Source organism: Clostridioides sp. LIBA-6622, assembly GCF_056716095.1.
In genome coordinates this window covers 1,953,019-1,973,745 of record NZ_CP196998.1, presented here as the reverse complement: position 1 = coordinate 1,973,745, position 20,727 = coordinate 1,953,019, and the positions used below count along the sequence as shown (strand labels likewise).

Below are 20,727 nucleotides of genomic sequence, written 5' to 3'. Positions count from 1 at the left end.
AATTAAAAAATTAAGTGTCATAAATAATTTGTAAAGGTATATATAAATATATCTTTACAAATTATTATTTTATAATAACTATTTATTAATTTTATTTTAATTATATAAAATATACAATAAGTAATAATGTCTGATATTATCAAATTAATTTTGAATTGTATTAATTGAAAAATTAACTATTCCTCTATTTCCATCTTGATTTACAACCAAATACCATGTTCCTGTATTAGGTACTTTCATTCTGCATAGATTTTTCTTAGCAAATCCGCCATAGTAGTCATAATTTTTTTGATTTTTAAATTTTACATAGTTTATATGATCTAGCAATATTACATTAGCTTGTTTCTCTAAATTTACCTCTACAATATCCCCTTTTTTTAGATTCATCTTACTATAACTATATTCCATTGAACTACCCCTCCAGTATCGAATAATCTTTGTTATTTACTCATCTCATATATATGAAAATCCATTTAAAATATTATAAATACTATATAATTACGTTATTATCCAGCTTTAACTTTGTCTACTACAACCCAAAGTTTATTAAAAATATTATTGGCAACGTTTTCTCCATCCCATACTACTTTTTCTTCTTTATTTTCTAATAAAGCATAATACCCAGAGTCAGAACTTTCATCTTTATAGACTGTAACGTAAAACTCTTCATCACTATATCCAGGCTTATCTTTAAAGTCTTCAGATATTTTACATTTTAATATATATCCTTCTAATTCTTCCTCTATAAACAAATCAATTCCTCCAATCTCTATATTTTTACTAATTATACCATATTATGATATAATCTTTGTATTTTATCGTAAATTTCTATTTTTTCTTTATTTCATAAATGAATTATATGATTTTTCGTTTTTTTACTTTATATTATATTAATTATCTCTTTTATTTTGTTATATATTTCTTTATAATTCATAAATTTAATCTTTAGTTTATCCCGCTTTATATTGATAAATATAATAACTCACTTACTATTAAATAACTTACATTTTCTTAATTGCTATATTTATATTTTTTATTGTCACTTATTCTTTTTTTAAGTAAGTTATATTAATTAAAATATAATAAAATTGATTTAAAGATTATACTAAAATTATTATCTATTAAAAATAACAAAAAAAACAAGTATTCTATCCAATATAAAATACTTGTTTTTTATGATTATTTTTGACTTTCTAGCATTTCATTTAAAGCATCATATGTGAAATTTATTATTTCTTCACAACTTACTTTATTTTTCTTCAAGGATGCACATATTTCTGTACTGTATCTATCTCTTACTCTATTCATTAATTCTCTTGAATACTTTCTTGCCATATTTTCATCCAAATTACTATTTCGTCCATTTAGATAACCTATTATAACAATAGCTGCATTTACAGCTCCACAGACACTTCCAACAGTAATTCCAACTCCCATACCACTTCCTATCGAAATTGGTATATCTGTGTTATGTTCTTCATTATAAAACTTTATTAATGCCTCTGCACAAGTGTATCCTTGGCTATGATATATTGATGGTCTTGTCATTTTTATACTTCCTTTCAGATTTTATTTTATTACTTATTAATATTATAATAGTAACAATATTTTTATATGATGTTTTTGTACCTATAAACTCTAACTTATGTTTATAACAGATAAACTTATAGCTTTCTAAATTTAAACTACTTTATTATTTATAAAATTACCTTCACTAAATCTTTCAAATGATATACTTTTATTATATCTTAAATTTATTTTAGTTTCTGTGACTTAGTCACACAATCAATGTTTATTTACAACAACTTAATCTAATTTTCCAATATTAGCTAATATATATTTATGTACTAATTTTGATTTTTTAGACAGTAACTTGACTCTATTAAGTTAAGCAATATATTATTGATTTTAATTCTTTGTATTTAAACAAAAGATTTGCTAAAATAAAAATAAGCAATACTACATAAATCAAACCCCGAGGAGGTTGTCAAATTGAAAAAAATACTTATAACAGGTGCATTAGGACAAATAGGTTCAGAATTAACAATAAAACTTAGAAATGAATATGGAGAAAAAAATGTAATTGCTAGTTCAAGAAGAACAAAAGAAGGAAACCCTGTGTGTGAATCTGGTATATTTGAAATATTAGATGTTACAGATAAAAACTGTTTCTTTGAAATTGCAAAAAAATACAATGTAGATACTATAATTCATCTAGCTTCTCTACTTTCTGCTGTTGCTGAAAGTAAGCCTTTAGAAGCATGGAATTTAAATATGAATGGATTAATAAATGGTCTTGAAGTAGCTAGAGAACTCGATTGTAAATTTTTCACACCTAGCTCAATTGCTGCATTTGGTGAAAATTCTCCAAAAAATATGACTCCTCAAGATACATTACAAAGACCTAATACTATGTATGGTGTAACTAAAGTTTCTGGCGAGTTACTATGTGATTATTACCACTCAAAATTTGGAGTAGATACTAGAGGCGTTAGATTCCCAGGTCTTATTTCTTATGTTACTCCTCCTGGTGGAGGAACTACAGATTATGCAGTTGATATATACTATGAAGCATTAAAAAATAAAAAATATAAATCCTATATAGCAAAAGGTACTAAGATGGATATGATGTATATGCCTGATGCACTTCAATCAATAGTGGATTTAATTGAAGCTCCAGATGATAAACTTATTCATAGAAATGCGTTTAACATTACTGCTATGAGTTTTGCTCCTGAGGAAATCGCCGCTTCTATAAAAAAATATATCCCTGAATTTGTAATAGAGTATGACGTAGACCCTGTAAGACAAAGTATAGCTGACTCTTGGCCTAATTCTCTAGATAGCAGTAGTGCAGAAAAAGAATGGAACTTTAAATTCAATTATGATTTAGACAAAATGACTAAAGACATGTTAGAAAAATTATCAGAAAGAGGAATTGGTAAATAACAACTAATCTCTTAATGTTAAAGGAATTCAGAGAATAAGATATTTTATGTTTATAAATTAAATCTACAAGATATTATTTTACATACTTTTTCTCTGAATTCTAAAGATAATTTATTTTAAACATTTAACAAGCTATTATTTTTATATACCAATATTGATAATTTTTTTATGTATTAATTATACAGAATAATCTTAAAATCTAAAATGAAAGGAAAAGCTACTTTTTTAAGTGTGATAAAAATTTACTTGAATTTTACTACACTTTTCATAATATAATGTAAGTAGCAGGTACTAATATTGCTAAACTTAAGGGAAATTAGAGAGGAAATAATTAAAAAATATATAGGTGATAATTTAATCTCTGAACTTACAGAAGAATTAAAGAACATACTTATAACCGATTTACAGTCTAACCCATTTAAAAGTAATATTGAACTTAGTATAATACCAGCAAATATAGAAATATTTAAGAAAATAGAAAACACATTATTAGATTCTAAAGTTAATTTAAAAATGGGTTGGGAAAGGATACTTATAAATTACATACTAAAAGATTTATTTGAATTAAATTATGAAATAAATAAAAGTTGTAATGAGCCTTTGATGTTTAGAATCATTATATCAATTGATTCTTATGATGCTTAGTTGCAATAAATAATATACATGAGGATGTGCTTTATATTTATGAAATACAAGTTATTTATAGACTTTGAATTTAATATGCTAGATGACAATAAAAATAAATTAGAATATAATGGGGCTGAATTAATTTCAATTGGTGGAGTTTTAGTTGATAATGAATTTAATATAATAGATGACTATTATTCTTTGGTCAAACCAAAATATAACGAAATACTTTCAAATAAATGTAAAAAACTTACTAAACTAAATCAATTAGATATTGATAATGCTCCTAACCTTTTATATGTTATGGATGATTTTTATAGATGGTTTTGTAAATTTAATGATGTTACTATATACAATTGGGGTGATTTTGACATTGCTGGTCTTCTAAATTCATTTAGAGTATGTAAATATACTGGTAAATGCTTAGAGTTGTTTAATATGATGATTGACATTCAACCTTTTATATCTCAGCATATCACATACAATAATAGAATCTTATCTAAACAATTATCTTTACTTAATATGAAAAAGATTTTTTCTGTAGAAGGAGACATTAAACACAACTCACTTTCAGATGCTATGGATTTAATGAATGTATGTAAAAGCTTTTACCTTAACTATCCTAAAGATGTTGATACTCTCGGAGAATTATATAATAAATTACCTCCTATCAAAACTCCCTTATATTATATTCCATACTTCGAAGATGAAAATTTTGAGCTTAAATTTGATAAAACTCCAGAAGATATAATAATATATCTCAAACAAATATTAAATATGCTAAATATAAGTAAAAAAGAAATCTATTTTAAAAAAAGAAGTGTACTAGTAAATAACTCCAAAATTATTAATTTTAAAAATCTATCTTCTTCTTTTAAATTAACAAAACTCAATGAATTTGAAGAATATCCTGATTTTATCTTAAAATTAGGAGACAAAAATAATTTCGTTGAATCTATTATTAAAATAAATAAGAGCAATAGAAAATCTATAAAAAACTTAATATTCAAGTTATCAAGAACACCTTAAATAATTGAATTTAATTATTTAAGGTGTTTTTTATATCTTGAATTAAAATTCTTATACAGGACATAATAACTAAATGCAAATATTTTTTAAAGGAGTAATTGATAGATATGACAGTAGTATTAATAAGAAGTATTATATTATACATAACAGTGCTAATTGCGCTTAGAGTCATGGGAAAAGGTGAGATAGCTGAAATGAACTGTTTTGATTTAGTTATAACACTTTTAATTGCGGAAGTTGCATCTGTTCCAATGGAAAATAATAATATACCAATTATAAATGGTGTTGCAGCAATAACTGGACTTGTAATTATGCAGACTCTAATTTCATTCCTATCCTTAAAAAGTAGAAAATTGAGTTCATTTTTATCAGGTAAACCTTCTATATTGATAGATAAGGGAAAAATTGTATATAAAGAACTAAAAAAAGAGAGAGTTAGTATAGATGAATTATTAGAACAGCTGAGAATTCAGGGATACTTCAATCTAAAAGATGTGCAATATGCAATTTTAGAGACTGATGGCAATTTAAGTGTTGTACCAGCATCAAGTTATAATAGTACACCTCCAAGAGCTTTTAATCATTTACCAATTCCACTTATATTGGATGGTAGAATAATAAATGAAAATCTAGACATGGCTAAAAAAGACACTAATTGGTTAATGGGTATCTTAAAATCTAACCACATAGAAGCTTTTAAAGATGTTCTTATTTGTGTCTTAGACGAAAACGACAAAATATTTATTCAAAATAAAAAGGGTGATTAATATTGAAATCTACAACATTTGTTATAATATGGGCTATTTTATTTTTATTATTTGGATTTTACATTAATAATAAACTATATGATTTTACAGAGGAGTACAAAGATAATATGTCTGTTTTAGAAAAATCTATAGAAAATGAAGATTGGGAAAAAGCTCAAAAAGAAGCTGATTCTATATCTACAAGATGGGATAAAGAAAGAAATCATTGGTATAAAGTTTTAAACCATGAGTACTTTGATGAAATAGGTCTAAAGTTTAATATTCTTGATAAGACTATTTATACTGAAAATAAATTAAGATCTTTAGAGGAAGTCGAAAGCATAAAAACATATTTAGGAAATATTGTTGAAAGTGTTAAATTTGATATAAATTATATATTTTAACAACTTAAGCAAGGATATAAATAAAAGTAAGATAATTTATATCCTTGTTTTAATGCTTTTACTAAGTATCTTAACAAAATGTACAGACTTTTACTTCAAAGTTTGTAATAGTTATTGACTTTGCTTATAAATTGTTACAATCAAAATAAAATTTAAAAGCTTCTCCAATAAACTTAGATGCACCATCACCATATTTCTTATCAGTTACTCTTATATATGTAGAATTTGTCAAATAAAGTTCTGCCATGTAATCAAAATATCTTTCTCCATTATCTATTTTATAAAACTCATTACTCTTTTTCATTTCATTATCTATTTCTTTAACAATACTTTGAACCTCATTTGATGAGTAATCTCTACTTAAATCTGATACAAGTTTTTCATGTAATATATTTATCTTGGGCTTTTTATCTCCTAAATAAAGCTCTAGTGTTTGTCCAATAAACTTCCCTGCTCCACTTCCATATTTTTCATCTACATCTTTTATCCACATAGGATTTACCAAATAGTTTTGTATCATACTGTACCAATTATCATCTCCTGTATCCATATAAAAAACTTCATAGTCTTTCTTAGATATATCAGTTATCTCTTTGGCTATTTCTTGAAGTTCTTTTGATGAAGGATTCTTACTTAAGTCTTCTACAAGTTTTCTATATAATTCTTTCAGTTTAGGATGTTTTTCTTTTAAACAATCATTTTTATATATATCAAATTTTTCTCCTAAATTCAATATATCACTGCTAAAATTTGTTTTTATAGCCTTGGCAAACTTCTCAATAGTTCCATATTGTTTTATAGCCATTTTAGCAATTTTTTCTTCATTAGACTTAATTTTTTCTATAAATTCATTGTATTTTTCCACACTACCATAAATTTTAATTATCTTATTTTTATGCTCTCTTTTAAATTCTTCTAACACATTAAAATACTCACTCATATCAAATTCTTTAAAATTAATAGTACTCTCTCCTTTTATAGTTTTATTTATAAGCTCTATTAATTCATCCAATCTGTTTCGTTTTAGGATGAGTAACTTCTTTTGATTTTTCAAAGCTTCTACTTTATCAAAGTATGGGCTTGACATTATCTCTTTAACTTCCCTCAAAGGTAGGTCAATCTCTTTAAAAAATAAAATTTGTTGGAGAGTTTTAATGGCTTCATCATCATAAAGTCTATACCCTGCATCTGTAATTTTATTTGGTTTTAAAAGACCTATTTCATCATAGTAGTGTAATGCTCTTATGCTTATTCCTGTCAAATCTGAAACTTGCTTTACTGTTCTCATATCAACACCTCAAAACTTGATTTTATAGCTATCAATATTTACTAATACATCCATGCTATATTTTCATATTACACTATTACGTAATGTCAGGGTCAATAAAAATATTTTTCTTCTAAATAACTATATTTATTTAAAACATATATTTATGTACTACCTATTCTCAAATTTCTGAGGATTTTTTACATAAGACCTAATCACAGTTCCACATTTTTTACAAATAACATGAATTAGTTTATCTTCTGTAAAGCTAATAACTTTTGCTGGTCTGACATTTGCATGTCCTGATTGAACACCATAAACAACTTCTTCACATCCACACCAAGGACATATATACTTTTTATCCATAAATTTCATCTCCTTAATATATGTTTCTTTTACTTATTTATAAGAATAGTATATAAAATTCTCAAAATCGTGTCTAGTATAGGCTAAATTCTGAGAATTAGTTTTTTAAAATTAATTATATTCAACATATTTTACACGTCCAATATCGAATACACTTTTTTCATGTTATTCAAAATCTCAGAAAACAGTAAAGGAAGTTGTTCTGTATCATCATTCCTTTGTGTTAAATAATCTATTATAATATTAGATATTATCTCAATTATAGTAGCACATTTATCAAAAACCTCAGCTCCTTGTATGAAAGATTTATTTTTATATTCACCTCCAATCTGGTTAAGCATTCTACTCATTTTATCAAAACCACCTCTAAATTTGACACTATCTGGTTCTTCAATTCCTCTAATTGCATTTGGAATAGTTGGTACTGTCCCAAAAAACATAACCATATTAGATAATATCTTATCATAATCATCTTTTTCTAGTTCATTTTTCCATTGTGGCAATTCCTTGATAAACTTTTCAAAACCTTTGTATCCCAAAAAACTTTTAGGTGGATTTAAAAACATATTACTCTTTATAGCAAGTGCTTCTCTTGCAATCTCATATTTACTCTTTGAACCATTCATTCTAACTGTACAAATAGTATTTGCCTTACTCAACCCTAAATAACTACAATTCATACTTTGGCGTAATTCATCATAAGAAAGGTATAATAACTCAGTTCTTCCACAATCATACAAGTATATTCTTTCTTCCTCATCATCATACCCTACCATTAATATGTAATGAAAAGGAATATGTTCTTTATGATATAACTTCTGATAATATGGTAAATAATACATATCTAAAGCTCCTAAAATAACTGGATACCCATTATCAATTTCAGATTTTGCTTTTTTTAATGCCTGCTCATATCTCCTAAACTCATGATGTTTGTATTCAAAATCAACAATTGGCGCTAAAAATTCATACATCTTTTTTGTTCTTCCATCTCCCAAAACTACCATTCTTTTTAGTTCTGCTTTATTTGTTTTCATATAACAAAAAGAGCCAAAACCTGATAGTAAAAAGAAAAAATCACTTGGAAGACATTCTCCTGTTTTATTTATATATAAATCTTCTATACCATTCCACATACACTCATAATCATGTGAATGATGCTTAATTTTAATTATTTTTCTCATATAGTCTATCTCCTCACTATAAATTTTTATTAGATTCAGTATAAACCCTCTTACAATGAGAGAGTCAATAGGTTTTATATCTATAAAATTTATATTTAAGGACATTACATTTTTAGATTACTAAATTATTTGAAGTTATAATATATCTTATTCTATTATGTATAATATAATAAATCTAGATAAAAAAAGAGCATATAAAAACTAAAAATAGCTTTTATATGCTCTTAAGTAATTCATTATATTATTTTCCAGCCTTCATAGCTCTTATTTTTAATGGTAAAGTAAATAAATTAATGAATCCTTCTGCATCTTTGTGGTCATAAAGCTCACTATCTCCAAAAGAAGATATTCCTTCATCATAAAGAGCATTTTCAGTAAATATTCCAGCAGGTTTTATATTCCCCTTATAAAGTTTAACTTTTACTGTTCCAGTAACATTGTCTTGAGTTTGCTCCATAAAGGCATCTATAGATTCTCTTAGCTTACAATACCATAATCCATTGTAAATAAGTTCTCCATATTTATAAGATACCATTTGTTTGAAATGTAATGTATCTTTATCTAAAGTAGCACTTTCTAAAATATTATGTGCTTCATAAAGAATTGTTCCTCCTGGAGTCTCATATACTCCTCTTGATTTCATACCAACAAGTCTATTCTCAACTATATCTATAACACCAATTCCATGCTTACAACCTAATTCATTCAATTTATGAATTAATGCAACTGGAGATAATTCTTCACCATTTACCTTTTTAGGAACACCCTTTTCAAAGTAAACTTCTACATATTCAGCTACATCACATGCATCTTCTGGGTCTACACATTGTTTATATACATCTTTCTTATGTTCATTTTGTAAATGCTCTATATCCCCACCTTCAGTTGATACATGCCAAAGGTTAGCATCTACTGAATATATTTTAGCTTTAGTTGCTGTTACTTTTATATTATGTTTTTCTGCATAGTCTATAGCATCTTCTCTTGATTTTATATCCCATATTCTCCAAGGCGCAATAACTTTTATAGTTGGGTCAAGAGCTGCAATTGTAGCTTCAAATCTAACTTGGTCATTACCTTTTCCTGTACATCCATGACATATATATTTTGCACCTTCTTTATGAGCAACCTCAACTAGTTTTTTAGCTATTATAGGTCTCGCTAAAGAAGTTCCTAATAAATACTTTCCTTCATATTTAGCTTCTGCTTTTACAGCCTTAAATATAGTTTCAGTTACAAATTCTTCACTTATATCATCTACATATGCCTTTGATGCTCCACTTTGTAAAGCTTTTTCATAAACATCTTCCATCTTATCTTCTTGACCTACATTTCCACAAACAGCTATAACATCTATATCTTCATAATTTTCCTTTAACCAAGGTATTATGATTGATGTATCAAGTCCTCCTGAATATGCTAATACTACTTTTTCCTTCATTTTTAGTTCCTCCCAATTTTAAATTATGATTTTTATTTTTTATTTAATAGAAATTCTTAATATTGAATGATTTTGAGCATTTGAATTAACTTAAAATCATTTTAATACTAAAAAAGCCTCTCAGTATTTTTAAATACTAAGAGGCGAAATATCCGCGGTACCACTCTTATTGATAAAATTAGCTAATCAATTAGTAAATGTTCAACATATTAAATAAACATTAGTAATTAAATATATTAAAAAACGCCTCTTGGAAAAACCAAGAGACGAAATATATCCGCGTTACCACTCTAATTGATAAGATAAACTTATCCACTCTTTCTCTTAAGGCGAGATTACCTACTAACCTACTAAATTCAATTAGCATCCTCCAAAGTTCTTTTCACTAATACTCATTTGCTAAGCTTCCACCATCCTTAGCTCTCTATAAAACGCATATAAGTTACTCTCTTTCTCACAGGATTTAAATATAAAGTTTTTCATATCTCTCTTATAAAATATATAATAGTTTATTTTTCCATTTATGTCAACTATATAATTTATTTTATTTTTATTTTAAGAAATTTTTCTACACTACTCACTAATATCTCACTTTCCAAAGACATAGCCCTTTAGCTGGTGCTGTATCTGATGCTTGGTTTCTATCCTTAGATTCAAGCATATACTTAATATCTTGAGGAGCTTTTCTCTTAAGACCTACCTCTATCAAAGCACCCACTATGATTCTTACCATGTTATACAAAAATCCATTTCCTTCTATGTATATTTCTACAACATTATCATCTTCTTTTATATTTATTGAATAAATTTCTCTTATATTTGATTTTTTCTTAGACTTAGAAGAAGCAAAACTAGTAAAATCATGTTCTCCTATTAAGTATTCACTTGCTTTTATCATTCTATCTAAATCTAATTTTTTACTTACATGAGTAGCATATTTTCTTATAAAAGGATTGTGATACTTGTTATTGTCAATTTTATACATATAAGTCTTTGATTTTACATTATATCTTGAATGAAATCTTTCATCAACTTCTTCAACAGTTTTTACAACTATATCTTCTGGCAAATATTCATATAAGTATTTTTGGATTTTCTCTAATGAATCTGTACAACTTGTTCTAAAATTTATTACTTGTCCTCTAGCATGCGCTCCCATATCAGTTCTCCCAGAACCAATTATCTCAACTGTTTCATTAGTCATCTTACTTAAGACAGTTTCAAGTTTTTCTTGTATAGTCATGTTATTATCACCTAGTTTTTGATACCCTTTATATCTTGAACCATCATATGCTACTATCATTTTTATGTTTCTCATCTTAATCCTCTTTCTAAGAATTTATGCTTGTTTAGCAAATTTATTTTTTATATTGAAAGTTATCTTTGTTCCAACATTCTTTTCACTTTCTATTTTCATTCTTCCACCATGTAGTTTTACAATTTCATTACTGATTGCTAGACCTAACCCACTACCAGCTTTATTGTAGTCTTCTTGGAAGAACTTATCTAATACTTTATTTAGATTTTGTTTTTCTATGCCTGAGCCGTTGTCTTCAACTGATATAGTTGTTATATCTTCATTTTGAGAAGCTACAACTTTTATGTAACCACCTTGACCAGTAAATTTAAATGAATTCTGTATTAAATTTATAAGAACTTGTCTTAATCTATTCTTATCTCCTTGAATGTTCTCTATAAACTCATTTTCAAATTCAAATAAAAGTGCTATATCTTTTTCAGCTGCTTTAACTTTGAGCTGATTTACAACACCTACAACCAAACCTTCAACATCAACTATATCAACATGAAGTTTTATCCTATCTGAAGAAAGTCTTGAAAAATCCAATAATTCTTCCACAAGTTTTATAAGTCTTTCTGTTTCATCTTGTATAATACCCAAACCTAAGTCTAGCTCTTCTCTTGTTATACTTTCATAACCTAAAGTTTCACTCCATCCCTTTATCGATGTAAGAGGAGTCCTTAGTTCATGTGATACAGAAGATATAAATTCTTCCTTTAATTTTTCACTTTTATCAATCTCATGTGCCATATGTTCAAATGTCTGTGCCAAATCACCAATTTCATCATCTACAATTTTCATATTTTCTAATTTTATGTTATAGTTTCCTACAGCTAATTCATTTGCAAATTTCTTTAACTCTCGTAGTGGCTTTATAAGAGTCTCTGCAAATTTAAGACTTATTAGTATAGCTATAATAAGTATAAATATACCTGCCAATATAAGCCATGTAGCTTGCTTTAATATTGCATTGTCAATAGCATCTAATGAAACTGTATATCTAACAACACCTTCTATTATATTATTTACCTTTAGTGGCAAAGAGATACTCATAACATGTTCTCCTGTATCTGCTATTCTATAGGTATAGGGTGTTAAGTTTTTAGTCTTTATATCTTTTAGTGCATTATTGACATCTTCATAATTTGCTTTTTCTTTACTCTTAAAGCCATATTGGTCTAATATAATATTTTTATCCTTATCTATTATTGAAATTCCAAATTCCGAATTTTTAGTTAATGGTTGCTTATCAAATATGTTCTTTACTTTTTTTTCAAAGCTTGTAGTTTCCATTGTAATAGCATTATATTCATCAGCATATTTTATTTCAGATTCAAGTAGTTGTTTGACAGAATCATAGTAATAGTTTTGTATATAAAACATAAACAATCCTTCAAACAGAGTAACCATTATAATAATTATTATAAAGTAGTTTTTTATTACTTTTTTTCTCAGACCTTCAAAATGTAACACTATTATTCTTCCTTTCTAAAACAGTATCCATACCCCCAAATAGTTTGTATATATTTTGGTTTTGATGGGTCATCCTCTATTTTATTTCTTATCCTTCTTATATTTACATCTACTATTTTAAAATCATACAAATAATTAGTTCCCCAAACTTCATCTAGTATTTGGTCTCTACTTAATGACTGCTTAGCATTTGATATCAAATATTTTACTATTGAAAATTCAGTTGGAGTAAGCTCAATTTCTTTTCCATTCTTAAATAATTTTCTTTTGTCTATATCAAGTATAAATGGAGGAGAAACTATCTCACTTGACTTAACATTTGAATCGTCTTTTGTTACTCTTCTAAGAAGAGCAGAAACCCTAACTAAAAGTTCCTTTATACTAAATGGTTTTATAATGTAATCATCTGCTCCTGAAATGAATCCTTCTATTTTATCATCTTCTTGAGCTTTAGCAGTAAGCATTATTATACCTACTTGGTCAAAATTTTCCCTTATAAATTTACATACCTCTATTCCACTTATATCTGGAAGCATTACATCCAAAAGAGCTATTGTAATATCATTTTCTGTTGTCATTTTTTCTATAGCTTCTCTCCCAGTACCTGCCTCAACTATCTCATAACCTTCTCTTTTTAAATTTATACTAACAAAACTTCTAATCCCAATTTCATCTTCTAGTATAAGTATTTTTTCCTTCATAAAATAAAACCTCCAATTGAGTATAATATTAACCATATATTAATGAGAAATATTCTTTTAATGCGTCTATAGTAATATCTAGCTTATCCATTTCATTTGCATCATTTATGACTAGCAAGAAAGTATATTCATCACTCTCTTGAAGTACAATAGAATTTTGTGTATTTGGATTTTTTCTATCTTCAAGTTTATTTTTACTCTCTACTACTATATTAAACAAATTCTTACGATCTGAATAGTCAAAATAATAAAATTTAAACACTGCTTTCTCTCCAACAAATTCTTGCTCGACAAGTATTTTATCAAATAAATTATTTGGAATAAATAATTTAAAATTATATTTATAATTATAATATATCTGACTTGTAAATATTAGGCTTGAACTAGCATCTTCTTTTCCATTCCATCTATACCAGCTTATATTTGCAGATGCTTTAGAGCTATAAGTGTTTCTATTGCTACCTGCTACTATAGGTATTTCTATAATCTTATCTTTGTCAATATCATCTACAGGTATGTAATAAGATTTAGTAATAGTTTTATCATAATCACTAAAAGCTTTTTTAATTTTTCTGTCTTTCATATAAAGTATCTGTGTAATATAATTATTATCCTTTAATATCGGAATATCAAGTACGACACCTTTTATGGCTGCAGAGGAATTACCAATAGATGAAGCAACGTTACCTAAGGTTATATATAGTTCACTCAAATTTTTCACATTTTCAAATTTAACATAATCCTTGAGTTTCATATTTCCATCAAAATTTGCAACACTTGCAAACATTTCATTAGTTTTATTATTCAAATGAAGCATTAATATTTCTAATTTGTCATCTCCATCTATATACCCAATTTTAACTTTCATATCATTAAAATCTTCTTTGTTTGGAAGCCATGACGCATCTAAGTCATATACTTTTGTTATTTCATTGTCTTTTACTTTATATATATGCATATTAGTTTTGTCTTTGGATTTAATCAATAAAACGACTTCTTTATATCCATCTGAATCCAAATCATAAAAGTTAGCATATTCTATTGACTCACCATTTTCTAAAAAATGGTCACCAAGTACATATTTTTCTCCATTATAACTTAAAGTCACAAATCCTACCTGAGTTACATTATTGCTTAAATCCTCTTTTTGCTCAAATACAACTAATTCATCAACTCCATCACCATTTAAATCCACTTTGTTTATTTTTCCTACTTCTTTTGCATTAGAAGGTAATATCATAGATGAATCTGGCTTTAGTAACTGGTCAATGCCATCATACAATACTTTTTTTGTGTTATCATAATCAGGTATCTTTGCTAATTGTTCTGGAGATTCAGTTTTAATATTACATCCAGTAACAAATAGCATCATTAGGGCTACTACAGTAATAAGTTTTAATACTTTCATTTAACTCCTCCTAATCCCATTAATCTTGAAATTTGCTCACAAAAATCTCCTCACAATAATTAGACGTTTCAAGTCGTCATAATGTTTTACTTATTTTAATAAAACTTTATACTTTTTATCTGCCAATAATGTAAAAGCTATTTATTGTTTCTAGGAGGCTTAGGACCTGGATACTGGAAAAAGTTAGTTTTTAACATCCCATTATACAACTTTCTTTTTTTATCTGCCTTTTGTCCAAACTCGTATTCAAAATCTTCATAAGATGTTATTAAATAATACGACCAATTTTTTAATCTTCTAAATGCATAACCAAGCTCTTTATATAATTGTTTAACACTATCTTTATCTTCCAATCTTTCTCCATAAGGAGGATTAGTAATTATAAATCCAAACTCATCTTCACTTTTAAATTGAGTCGCATCTCCTATATTAAATTCTATATATTCATCTACTCCTGCTATCTCAGCATTTTCCTTAGCTATCTCTATACATTCTTCATCTATATCATATCCATAAATCTTAAACTTAGATTCATTATCTATCTTATTAAAAGCATCTTTTCTTACATCCCACCATATTTTTTTATCAAGAGTTCTCCATTTTTCTGATATAAATTCTCTATTCAAACCAGGTGCCATATTTATACCTATCATAGCTGCTTCAATCAATATAGTACCAGAACCACACATAGGGTCCACTAAAATTCTACCTGCTTTCCATGGTGTCAAATAAATAAGCCCAGAAGCTAAAGTCTCTCTTATAGGAGCTTTATTTGCTTTTTCTCTATATCCTCTCTTGTGTAAAGCATCTCCTGTTGTATCTATAGAAATAGTTACCTTATCTTTATGTATAAATACAAAGATAGGATATTTCTCTTTATCTTCTTTAAGTAAACCATCTTCCAAGTAGCTTTTCTTTAAGCTTTCTACTATAGCTTTTTTTACTATAGCTTGTACATCTGGTGTACTGTACAATTTTGATTTTATAGAAGAAGCTTTTGATATAGGAAATTGAGCTCCATAAGGTATATATCGAGACCAATTTATTCTTTTTGTATTTTCAAATAATTCATCAAAACTTTTCGCCTCAAATTCAGCTATTTTAAGATGTACTCTTTCAGCACACCTTAACCACATATTTGATTTTGCTATTCCAAACTCATCAGTTTTATATGTTATTCTTCCATCTTCTGTTTTTATTATTTCGTATCCTAAATTAGTAATTTCTCTAGCCAACATTTTTTCCATTCCAAAAAAACATGGCGATATTAGTGTATAACTTTTCATAAAACCTCCTGTTTCCTATGTTAATTACAAAATTTATTTATTTTTCATATAATCTACACATTTAAATTCATACTTCCCATTTTATATCCTGACATATCTAGTGTAACATATTTAAAGCCAAATATTTTTAATTTAGTATCAACTTTATTAAAATTGTTATTTTCAAAAAATTTTCCTAATTCTTCCTGTCCAACCTCTATTCTAGCTATATCTCCATGCATTCTTACTCTAAATTGAGAAAAACCTAAATCAGATAAATATTCTTCACTCTTTTCCACTATTCTTAGTTTTTCATCTGTTATTTGAACTCCATAAGGAATTCTACTTGCAAGACATGCAAAAGATGGTTTATTAAAAGTATCTAGTCCTAATTTTTTTGAAAGTAACCTAATTTCATCTTTTTTCAAACTACTTTCTTTCAATGGACTAATTACTCCTAACTCAGTCAATGCTTTAAGACCAGGTCTATAATCTCCTAAGTCATCTATATTTGTTCCATCTGCTATGTACTTTATATTATGTTCTTTTGCTATCTCTTTTATTTTAGAAAATATATATTTTTTACAATGGTAACATCTATCAACACCATTTTCTTTAAACTCTTTTAAGTCAAAGTCTTCTATATTTAAGATGATATGTCTAACACCAAAATTTTTAGTATATTGTTTAGCTTCTTCAATCTCTCTACTTGAATGCATCATTGCATGTATAGTTACAGCTATAACATTTTCTCCTAATGTATCTTTTGCTACCTTAAGTAAAAAGTTACTATCTACTCCACCAGAATAAGCAACTACAACACTTCCTAATTCAAGTAGTATTTCTTTTAATTTCTCTAATTTTTCTTCTTCCTTCAAAAAAACAACCTCCATATCTTGAAAAACATGAACTATAGAATACCCTATTATTTTTTACATTCTTAATGATTATAACATATAAAGTATTTATTTTATAAAATAGAATTATCTTTAAATACATTAATTACAATACAAAAGAATTTCTTAATATGTACAATTTAAACATATTACTGTAATACACTGTATATTAAAAATGAAGTAGTGTAATATAGTAATATATTTAAAAGCCATGAAGTGGAAATAGCTCATCCTCATGGCTGAATTCACGAATTTGTTTTAAGATAATTATTCCCCCACCAGTCATACTTGTAAATCGCAAAAAAGATACTATCATATGAATTTTCTAAAACTTTTAATTTAATACTTATAGCTTACATATATTTCTATTAATCCCACCAAAAAAGCCATATTGTAGAACGTTGTAGTACTTCTTTAAGAACTTTTAATGTTTCATATCCTTGTATAATAATGTCTTCACAATAAAGGACTAATTCAATACACAAATCATCAAATTTTTTATTATCTTCAATTGGTTTTTTTGCAGAATATTGAACTGTGTCACATCCAATTGCAATTGGGAATGCTCCGTATTTTTCGTACCAATATTTTGCAACAGCTATATGTTCTTCATCACTAGGACAATCATTAAATCCACCAATTGGTATATATGCAAACACTTCATATGGTTTAATTGTTGGAATTTTTGCTATGTAAATTTTGTTATTTTCTTGAAATATATCTATATTTGTAATTGGGCTAAAGTTTTTGTAATCATAAAAAGTATCTTCTGAACCCATTAATTCTGTTAGCAATTCTGGAATCTCACACTTTCTAGAATCGAAGAATTTATTTACATCAATTTCATTACTTTTTTTTAAACAATATTTTCTATAGTTTTCAAGAGAACCATACTCTTTATTAATCATGTCTATATTTTCTCTTAATAATCCTACTTTTTCATCAATAACTAGAATTGGTGTATATCCATTTTCTTTTCCATCTTCTCTCATCTTTTCAAATAAATCATCAATATCAATATCATTGTTCACAGGAACACATTCAAAACCATATAAATCTCCAATACTCATATTTATCTCCTATTCTTTTTAGATTTAATTCTTTTGAAAGTTTTCTTTTTTTGTTGTCAAGTTTTTAAATACTATTATTATTTGTAAAACTATAAGTATAGATGCAATTTATAAAATATACTTATATAAGACAAAAGTTAGTTTTCTTTTTTTGTATAAATAAGATATTTTTTATGACAATTCCCTCATATAGATATAATAGCATAAAACACATGTTCATGGTTAATAATAAGTGATTTTGTAATAATTCGTTGTATATTATACTATTTTAAGTAAAATAAATGATATTCTTTGTATAAGAAATAATATGTTTATTGATGTGAAATTTTTTTGGTTTAAATTTGTTAAGAATAATATTTTAATATTAATAGATAGACTCAAAAGAAAAAATCTTGTTGTAGTATTTAAACTCTACATATAATCTTTTAAAATCCTATATCAAATTGCAGGAATCAATAAATTAAAATCAAAACTTAAACTTAATAATATGGTTACTTAGAATCCCACGTAGTTATTTTATTCAGTAAAATCTAATAACTAAATAGGTATATTTCATCTATAAAAATCAAAGTAGATGTATAAATTTATAGGTGTATTAATCAAAAATTTTAATCAATACACCTACATACTTCTAATCTTCTTTTAATAAAGTACTTTTCCAAACATCTTCTTTGAAACCTAATAGTACATTTTCACCATCAAAAAGCAACGGTCTTTTAATAAGCATTCCATCACTCACTAATATTTCTAAAAGTTTATCATCAGATTCACTCTTTACAATATCCTTAAGACCTAATTCTCTATATTTCATACCACTTGTATTAAAAAATTTCTTTATATCATATCCACTAGTCTTGTAAATTGCTTCTAATTCATCTTTACTTGGAGGATTCTGAACCATGTCTATATCTTCAAATTCTAAATCATTTTCTTTTAGCCAGTTTTTTGCTTTTCTAACAGTAGAACATTTTGTATATCCATATAACTTAATCATCATATTAAAAGTCCTTTCTAATTTTTTATTTTTATACCCATAATTTGTATATTATAACCAACTTATATCACAATCATTCTAAGCTTTCAATATAAAAAATTATTCTATTTTAAAATGACTATTAATTCATATTAGATATTTAAATTATTATTTTATAATATATTAAATCTAATTAATCACTTAACATTAGATTTAATTTTTAAATAAAAAAAGAGCATAGTATATTTATTTTACTTAGCCCTTATTTATATTATAAATGTTCCTCTAATTTCCATTTATAAAGTATTAAACAATTTTTTCTTTGATTTGAACATTTTCCACTATACCATCTTTTATACTTATAATCTTATCTGCAACATTATTTGAGAAAGCAACATCATGCGTAATTATTAGTATAGTCATCCCTTTATCTTTAAGTCTGTTCATTATATTGACTACTCTTTGAATAGTATCAATATCAAGTGCAGAAGTAGGTTCATCGAAACAAAGAACTTTTGGCATTAGTGCACATGACCTAGCTATTGCAACTCTCTGTTGCTGTCCTCCTGACAATTCAAATGGATAGGAATTTAATTTATCTTCTAAATCAACTAATCTTAAAAGTTCTCTAGCCCTCTCTTCAGCCTCTTTTCTAGGAACTTTAAAAACATTAACTGGAGACTCAATTATATTTTCAAGAACTGTCATATGAGGGAATAAATTAAAATTTTGAAAAACCATTCCTATTTTCCCTCGTATTTTTGACATATCTTTCTTACTTTTTATTATCTCATTATCTATCATAATCTCTCCGCTATCAAATTCTTCAAGACCATTTATACATCTCAATATTGTAGTCTTTCCTGCACCAGATTTTCCAAGTAAGACTCCAATTTGACCTTCTTCTAGCTCAAAAGAAATATCTTTAAGTACTTTATTTTTTTTAAATGATTTATTTAAGTTTCTAATTTTCAACATATAAAAACCTCCTCCTATAATATTGTAACTTTATCTATAATAAGAATATTTTTTTTCAAGTAATTCAAATCCCTTAGTAAGTATAGCTACAAATATAAGATATATTGCTCCTGCCTCAAATAGTGGTAATAAACTTGCTTCTCTGTTCATTGCTATTTGGGATATTCTTAAAATATCATTTAATCCTAATATATATACTAAAGATGTATCTTTTACTAATGTGATTACTTCATTTGAAATAGGTGCTAGTATTCTTTTAAAAACTTGTGGAAAGATTATTCTCTTGTACATTGTAAACTTATCAAATCCTAGTACTTTAGAAGCTTCATATTGTCCTCTATCGATTGACTGTATTCCACCTCTAAATATTTCTGCAAAGTATGCTGCATAATTTAAGAAGAAAGCTACTATTCCAGCTGTAAATCTGTCAAATACAATTCCTAAAAGAGGTAAGCCATAAAATATGACTATCATTTGTAAAAGTAAAGGTGTCCCTCTCATTATTAATATATAACATTGTGTAATACCACTTATTAATTTATTTTTTGATAATCTTAAAAATGAAACTGCAATCCCCAATGGAATTGATACTATCAATGTTATACAAAACATTGCTATAACTATCTCTAAACCTTGTAACATGCCTTTAG

The 20,727-nt window shown here is 26.4% G+C and carries 22 protein-coding genes and 1 other annotated feature; of the genes, 5 read left to right on the top strand and 17 right to left on the bottom strand.

The features are described from left to right. Positions 1-144: 144 nt before the first annotated feature. From mrpB to ACTG47_RS09550, 3 genes are all read right to left on the bottom strand, one after another. Positions 145-408 (bottom strand): DUF1883 domain-containing protein MrpB, encoded by a 264-nt coding sequence (mrpB, locus tag ACTG47_RS09560; protein WP_479926982.1) that lies wholly within the window; start codon positions 406-408, stop codon positions 145-147. 98 nt (positions 409-506) lie between these two features. Continuing rightward, positions 507-752 (bottom strand): MrpA family protein, encoded by a 246-nt coding sequence (locus ACTG47_RS09555; RefSeq protein WP_479926981.1) that lies wholly within the window; start codon positions 750-752, stop codon positions 507-509. 427 nt (positions 753-1,179) lie between these two features. Continuing rightward, positions 1,180-1,548 (bottom strand): C-GCAxxG-C-C family (seleno)protein, encoded by a 369-nt coding sequence (locus ACTG47_RS09550; protein ID WP_479926980.1) that lies wholly within the window; start codon positions 1,546-1,548, stop codon positions 1,180-1,182. A 444-nt stretch (positions 1,549-1,992) separates the two neighbouring features. Here ACTG47_RS09550 and ACTG47_RS09545 point away from each other — a divergent pair, with 444 nt between their 5' ends. The 5 genes from ACTG47_RS09545 (at position 1,993) to ACTG47_RS09525 (ending at position 5,755) form a co-directional block, all read left to right on the top strand. Beyond that, a complete protein-coding gene (locus ACTG47_RS09545) occupies positions 1,993-2,949 on the top strand; it encodes an L-threonine 3-dehydrogenase (protein ID WP_479926979.1) in 957 nt (318 codons plus the stop codon). Between the two features lie 297 nt (positions 2,950-3,246). After that, positions 3,247-3,594, top strand: a complete 348-nt coding sequence (locus ACTG47_RS09540; protein WP_479926978.1) for a hypothetical protein — start codon at positions 3,247-3,249, stop codon at positions 3,592-3,594. A gap of 39 nt (positions 3,595-3,633) precedes the next feature. Further along, on the top strand, positions 3,634-4,605 hold the full coding sequence (locus ACTG47_RS09535) for a 3'-5' exonuclease (RefSeq protein WP_169470393.1): 972 nt from the start codon (positions 3,634-3,636) through the stop codon (positions 4,603-4,605). 107 nt (positions 4,606-4,712) lie between these two features. Continuing rightward, the gene (locus tag ACTG47_RS09530) at positions 4,713-5,372 is read left to right on the top strand and encodes a DUF421 domain-containing protein (RefSeq protein ID WP_169470392.1); all 660 of its coding nucleotides are present in this window, start codon (positions 4,713-4,715) and stop codon (positions 5,370-5,372) included. Between the two features lie 2 nt (positions 5,373-5,374). After that, positions 5,375-5,755, top strand: coding sequence for a DUF4363 family protein (locus tag ACTG47_RS09525; protein WP_169470391.1), 381 nt, complete (start codon positions 5,375-5,377; stop codon positions 5,753-5,755). A 124-nt stretch (positions 5,756-5,879) separates the two neighbouring features. On the opposite strand, the gene ACTG47_RS09520 is transcribed toward ACTG47_RS09525, so the two are convergent. The 14 genes from ACTG47_RS09520 to ACTG47_RS09455 all read right to left on the bottom strand — a co-directional run bounded on the left by ACTG47_RS09520 (position 5,880) and on the right by ACTG47_RS09455 (position 20,719). Beyond that, positions 5,880-7,043: a MerR family transcriptional regulator gene (locus ACTG47_RS09520; RefSeq protein WP_479926977.1), complete on the bottom strand. Its 1,164-nt coding sequence runs from the start codon at positions 7,041-7,043 to the stop codon at positions 5,880-5,882. A gap of 150 nt (positions 7,044-7,193) precedes the next feature. Next, positions 7,194-7,388 carry a hypothetical protein gene (locus ACTG47_RS09515; RefSeq protein ID WP_479926976.1) on the bottom strand — a complete coding sequence of 65 codons (195 nt, stop codon included), beginning with the start codon at positions 7,386-7,388 and terminating at the stop codon, positions 7,194-7,196. 131 nt (positions 7,389-7,519) lie between these two features. After that, entirely contained in the window at positions 7,520-8,572 is a 1,053-nt protein-coding gene (locus tag ACTG47_RS09510; RefSeq protein ID WP_479926975.1) for a BtrH N-terminal domain-containing protein, read from the bottom strand. Positions 8,573-8,813: 241 nt separating this feature from the next. Then, entirely contained in the window at positions 8,814-10,013 is a 1,200-nt protein-coding gene (locus tag ACTG47_RS09505; RefSeq protein WP_054270265.1) for an argininosuccinate synthase, read from the bottom strand. Positions 10,014-10,272: 259 nt separating this feature from the next. Then, positions 10,273-10,480 (bottom strand) — a binding site (T-box leader). A 113-nt stretch (positions 10,481-10,593) separates the two neighbouring features. After that, positions 10,594-11,331 carry a tRNA pseudouridine(38-40) synthase TruA gene (gene truA, locus ACTG47_RS09500; protein WP_479926974.1) on the bottom strand — a complete coding sequence of 246 codons (738 nt, stop codon included), beginning with the start codon at positions 11,329-11,331 and terminating at the stop codon, positions 10,594-10,596. Positions 11,332-11,352: 21 nt separating this feature from the next. Next, the gene (gene walK / locus ACTG47_RS09495; RefSeq protein WP_074179386.1) at positions 11,353-12,786 is read right to left on the bottom strand and encodes a cell wall metabolism sensor histidine kinase WalK; all 1,434 of its coding nucleotides are present in this window, start codon (positions 12,784-12,786) and stop codon (positions 11,353-11,355) included. 2 nt (positions 12,787-12,788) lie between these two features. After that, a complete protein-coding gene (gene walR, locus ACTG47_RS09490) occupies positions 12,789-13,487 on the bottom strand; it encodes a cell wall metabolism DNA-binding response regulator WalR (RefSeq protein ID WP_479926973.1) in 699 nt (232 codons plus the stop codon). A gap of 28 nt (positions 13,488-13,515) precedes the next feature. Then, positions 13,516-14,895: a hypothetical protein gene (locus tag ACTG47_RS09485; protein ID WP_169470384.1), complete on the bottom strand. Its 1,380-nt coding sequence runs from the start codon at positions 14,893-14,895 to the stop codon at positions 13,516-13,518. A 137-nt stretch (positions 14,896-15,032) separates the two neighbouring features. Beyond that, on the bottom strand, positions 15,033-16,181 hold the full coding sequence (locus ACTG47_RS09480; protein ID WP_479926972.1) for a THUMP domain-containing class I SAM-dependent RNA methyltransferase: 1,149 nt from the start codon (positions 16,179-16,181) through the stop codon (positions 15,033-15,035). A gap of 53 nt (positions 16,182-16,234) precedes the next feature. After that, positions 16,235-17,053, bottom strand: coding sequence for an ATP-dependent sacrificial sulfur transferase LarE (larE, locus tag ACTG47_RS09475; protein WP_479926971.1), 819 nt, complete (start codon positions 17,051-17,053; stop codon positions 16,235-16,237). A gap of 371 nt (positions 17,054-17,424) precedes the next feature. Continuing rightward, positions 17,425-18,126 carry a DUF4253 domain-containing protein gene (locus tag ACTG47_RS09470; protein ID WP_479926970.1) on the bottom strand — a complete coding sequence of 234 codons (702 nt, stop codon included), beginning with the start codon at positions 18,124-18,126 and terminating at the stop codon, positions 17,425-17,427. A 631-nt stretch (positions 18,127-18,757) separates the two neighbouring features. Beyond that, the gene (locus ACTG47_RS09465) at positions 18,758-19,120 is read right to left on the bottom strand and encodes an arsenate reductase family protein (protein WP_074179406.1); all 363 of its coding nucleotides are present in this window, start codon (positions 19,118-19,120) and stop codon (positions 18,758-18,760) included. Positions 19,121-19,405: 285 nt separating this feature from the next. Beyond that, the gene (locus ACTG47_RS09460; protein WP_479926969.1) at positions 19,406-20,077 is read right to left on the bottom strand and encodes an amino acid ABC transporter ATP-binding protein; all 672 of its coding nucleotides are present in this window, start codon (positions 20,075-20,077) and stop codon (positions 19,406-19,408) included. 30 nt (positions 20,078-20,107) lie between these two features. After that, a complete protein-coding gene (locus ACTG47_RS09455) occupies positions 20,108-20,719 on the bottom strand; it encodes an amino acid ABC transporter permease (protein WP_479926968.1) in 612 nt (203 codons plus the stop codon). Positions 20,720-20,727 lie beyond the last annotated feature (8 nt).

Bases quoted from the DNA above. Each gene is read 5' to 3' on its own strand.
- larE (WP_479926971.1), bottom strand. From the start codon at position 17,053: ATGGAGGTTGTTTTTTTGAAGGAAGAAGAAAAATTAGAGAAATTAAAA.
- ACTG47_RS09530 (WP_169470392.1), top strand. From the start codon at position 4,713: ATGACAGTAGTATTAATAAGAAGTATTATATTATACATAACAGTGCTA.
- ACTG47_RS09520 (WP_479926977.1), bottom strand. From the start codon at position 7,043: ATGAGAACAGTAAAGCAAGTTTCAGATTTGACAGGAATAAGCATAAGA.
- ACTG47_RS09455 (WP_479926968.1), bottom strand. From the start codon at position 20,719: ATGTTACAAGGTTTAGAGATAGTTATAGCAATGTTTTGTATAACATTG.
- walR (WP_479926973.1), bottom strand. From the start codon at position 13,487: ATGAAGGAAAAAATACTTATACTAGAAGATGAAATTGGGATTAGAAGT.
- ACTG47_RS09550 (WP_479926980.1), bottom strand. From the start codon at position 1,548: ATGACAAGACCATCAATATATCATAGCCAAGGATACACTTGTGCAGAG.
- ACTG47_RS09510 (WP_479926975.1), bottom strand. From the start codon at position 8,572: ATGAGAAAAATAATTAAAATTAAGCATCATTCACATGATTATGAGTGT.
- ACTG47_RS09535 (WP_169470393.1), top strand. From the start codon at position 3,634: ATGAAATACAAGTTATTTATAGACTTTGAATTTAATATGCTAGATGAC.
- ACTG47_RS09480 (WP_479926972.1), bottom strand. From the start codon at position 16,181: ATGAAAAGTTATACACTAATATCGCCATGTTTTTTTGGAATGGAAAAA.
- ACTG47_RS09515 (WP_479926976.1), bottom strand. From the start codon at position 7,388: ATGGATAAAAAGTATATATGTCCTTGGTGTGGATGTGAAGAAGTTGTT.
- ACTG47_RS09485 (WP_169470384.1), bottom strand. From the start codon at position 14,895: ATGAAAGTATTAAAACTTATTACTGTAGTAGCCCTAATGATGCTATTT.
- ACTG47_RS09505 (WP_054270265.1), bottom strand. From the start codon at position 10,013: ATGAAGGAAAAAGTAGTATTAGCATATTCAGGAGGACTTGATACATCA.
- ACTG47_RS09465 (WP_074179406.1), bottom strand. From the start codon at position 19,120: ATGATTAAGTTATATGGATATACAAAATGTTCTACTGTTAGAAAAGCA.
- mrpB (WP_479926982.1), bottom strand. From the start codon at position 408: ATGGAATATAGTTATAGTAAGATGAATCTAAAAAAAGGGGATATTGTA.
- ACTG47_RS09460 (WP_479926969.1), bottom strand. From the start codon at position 20,077: ATGTTGAAAATTAGAAACTTAAATAAATCATTTAAAAAAAATAAAGTA.
- truA (WP_479926974.1), bottom strand. From the start codon at position 11,331: ATGAGAAACATAAAAATGATAGTAGCATATGATGGTTCAAGATATAAA.
- ACTG47_RS09470 (WP_479926970.1), bottom strand. From the start codon at position 18,126: ATGAGTATTGGAGATTTATATGGTTTTGAATGTGTTCCTGTGAACAAT.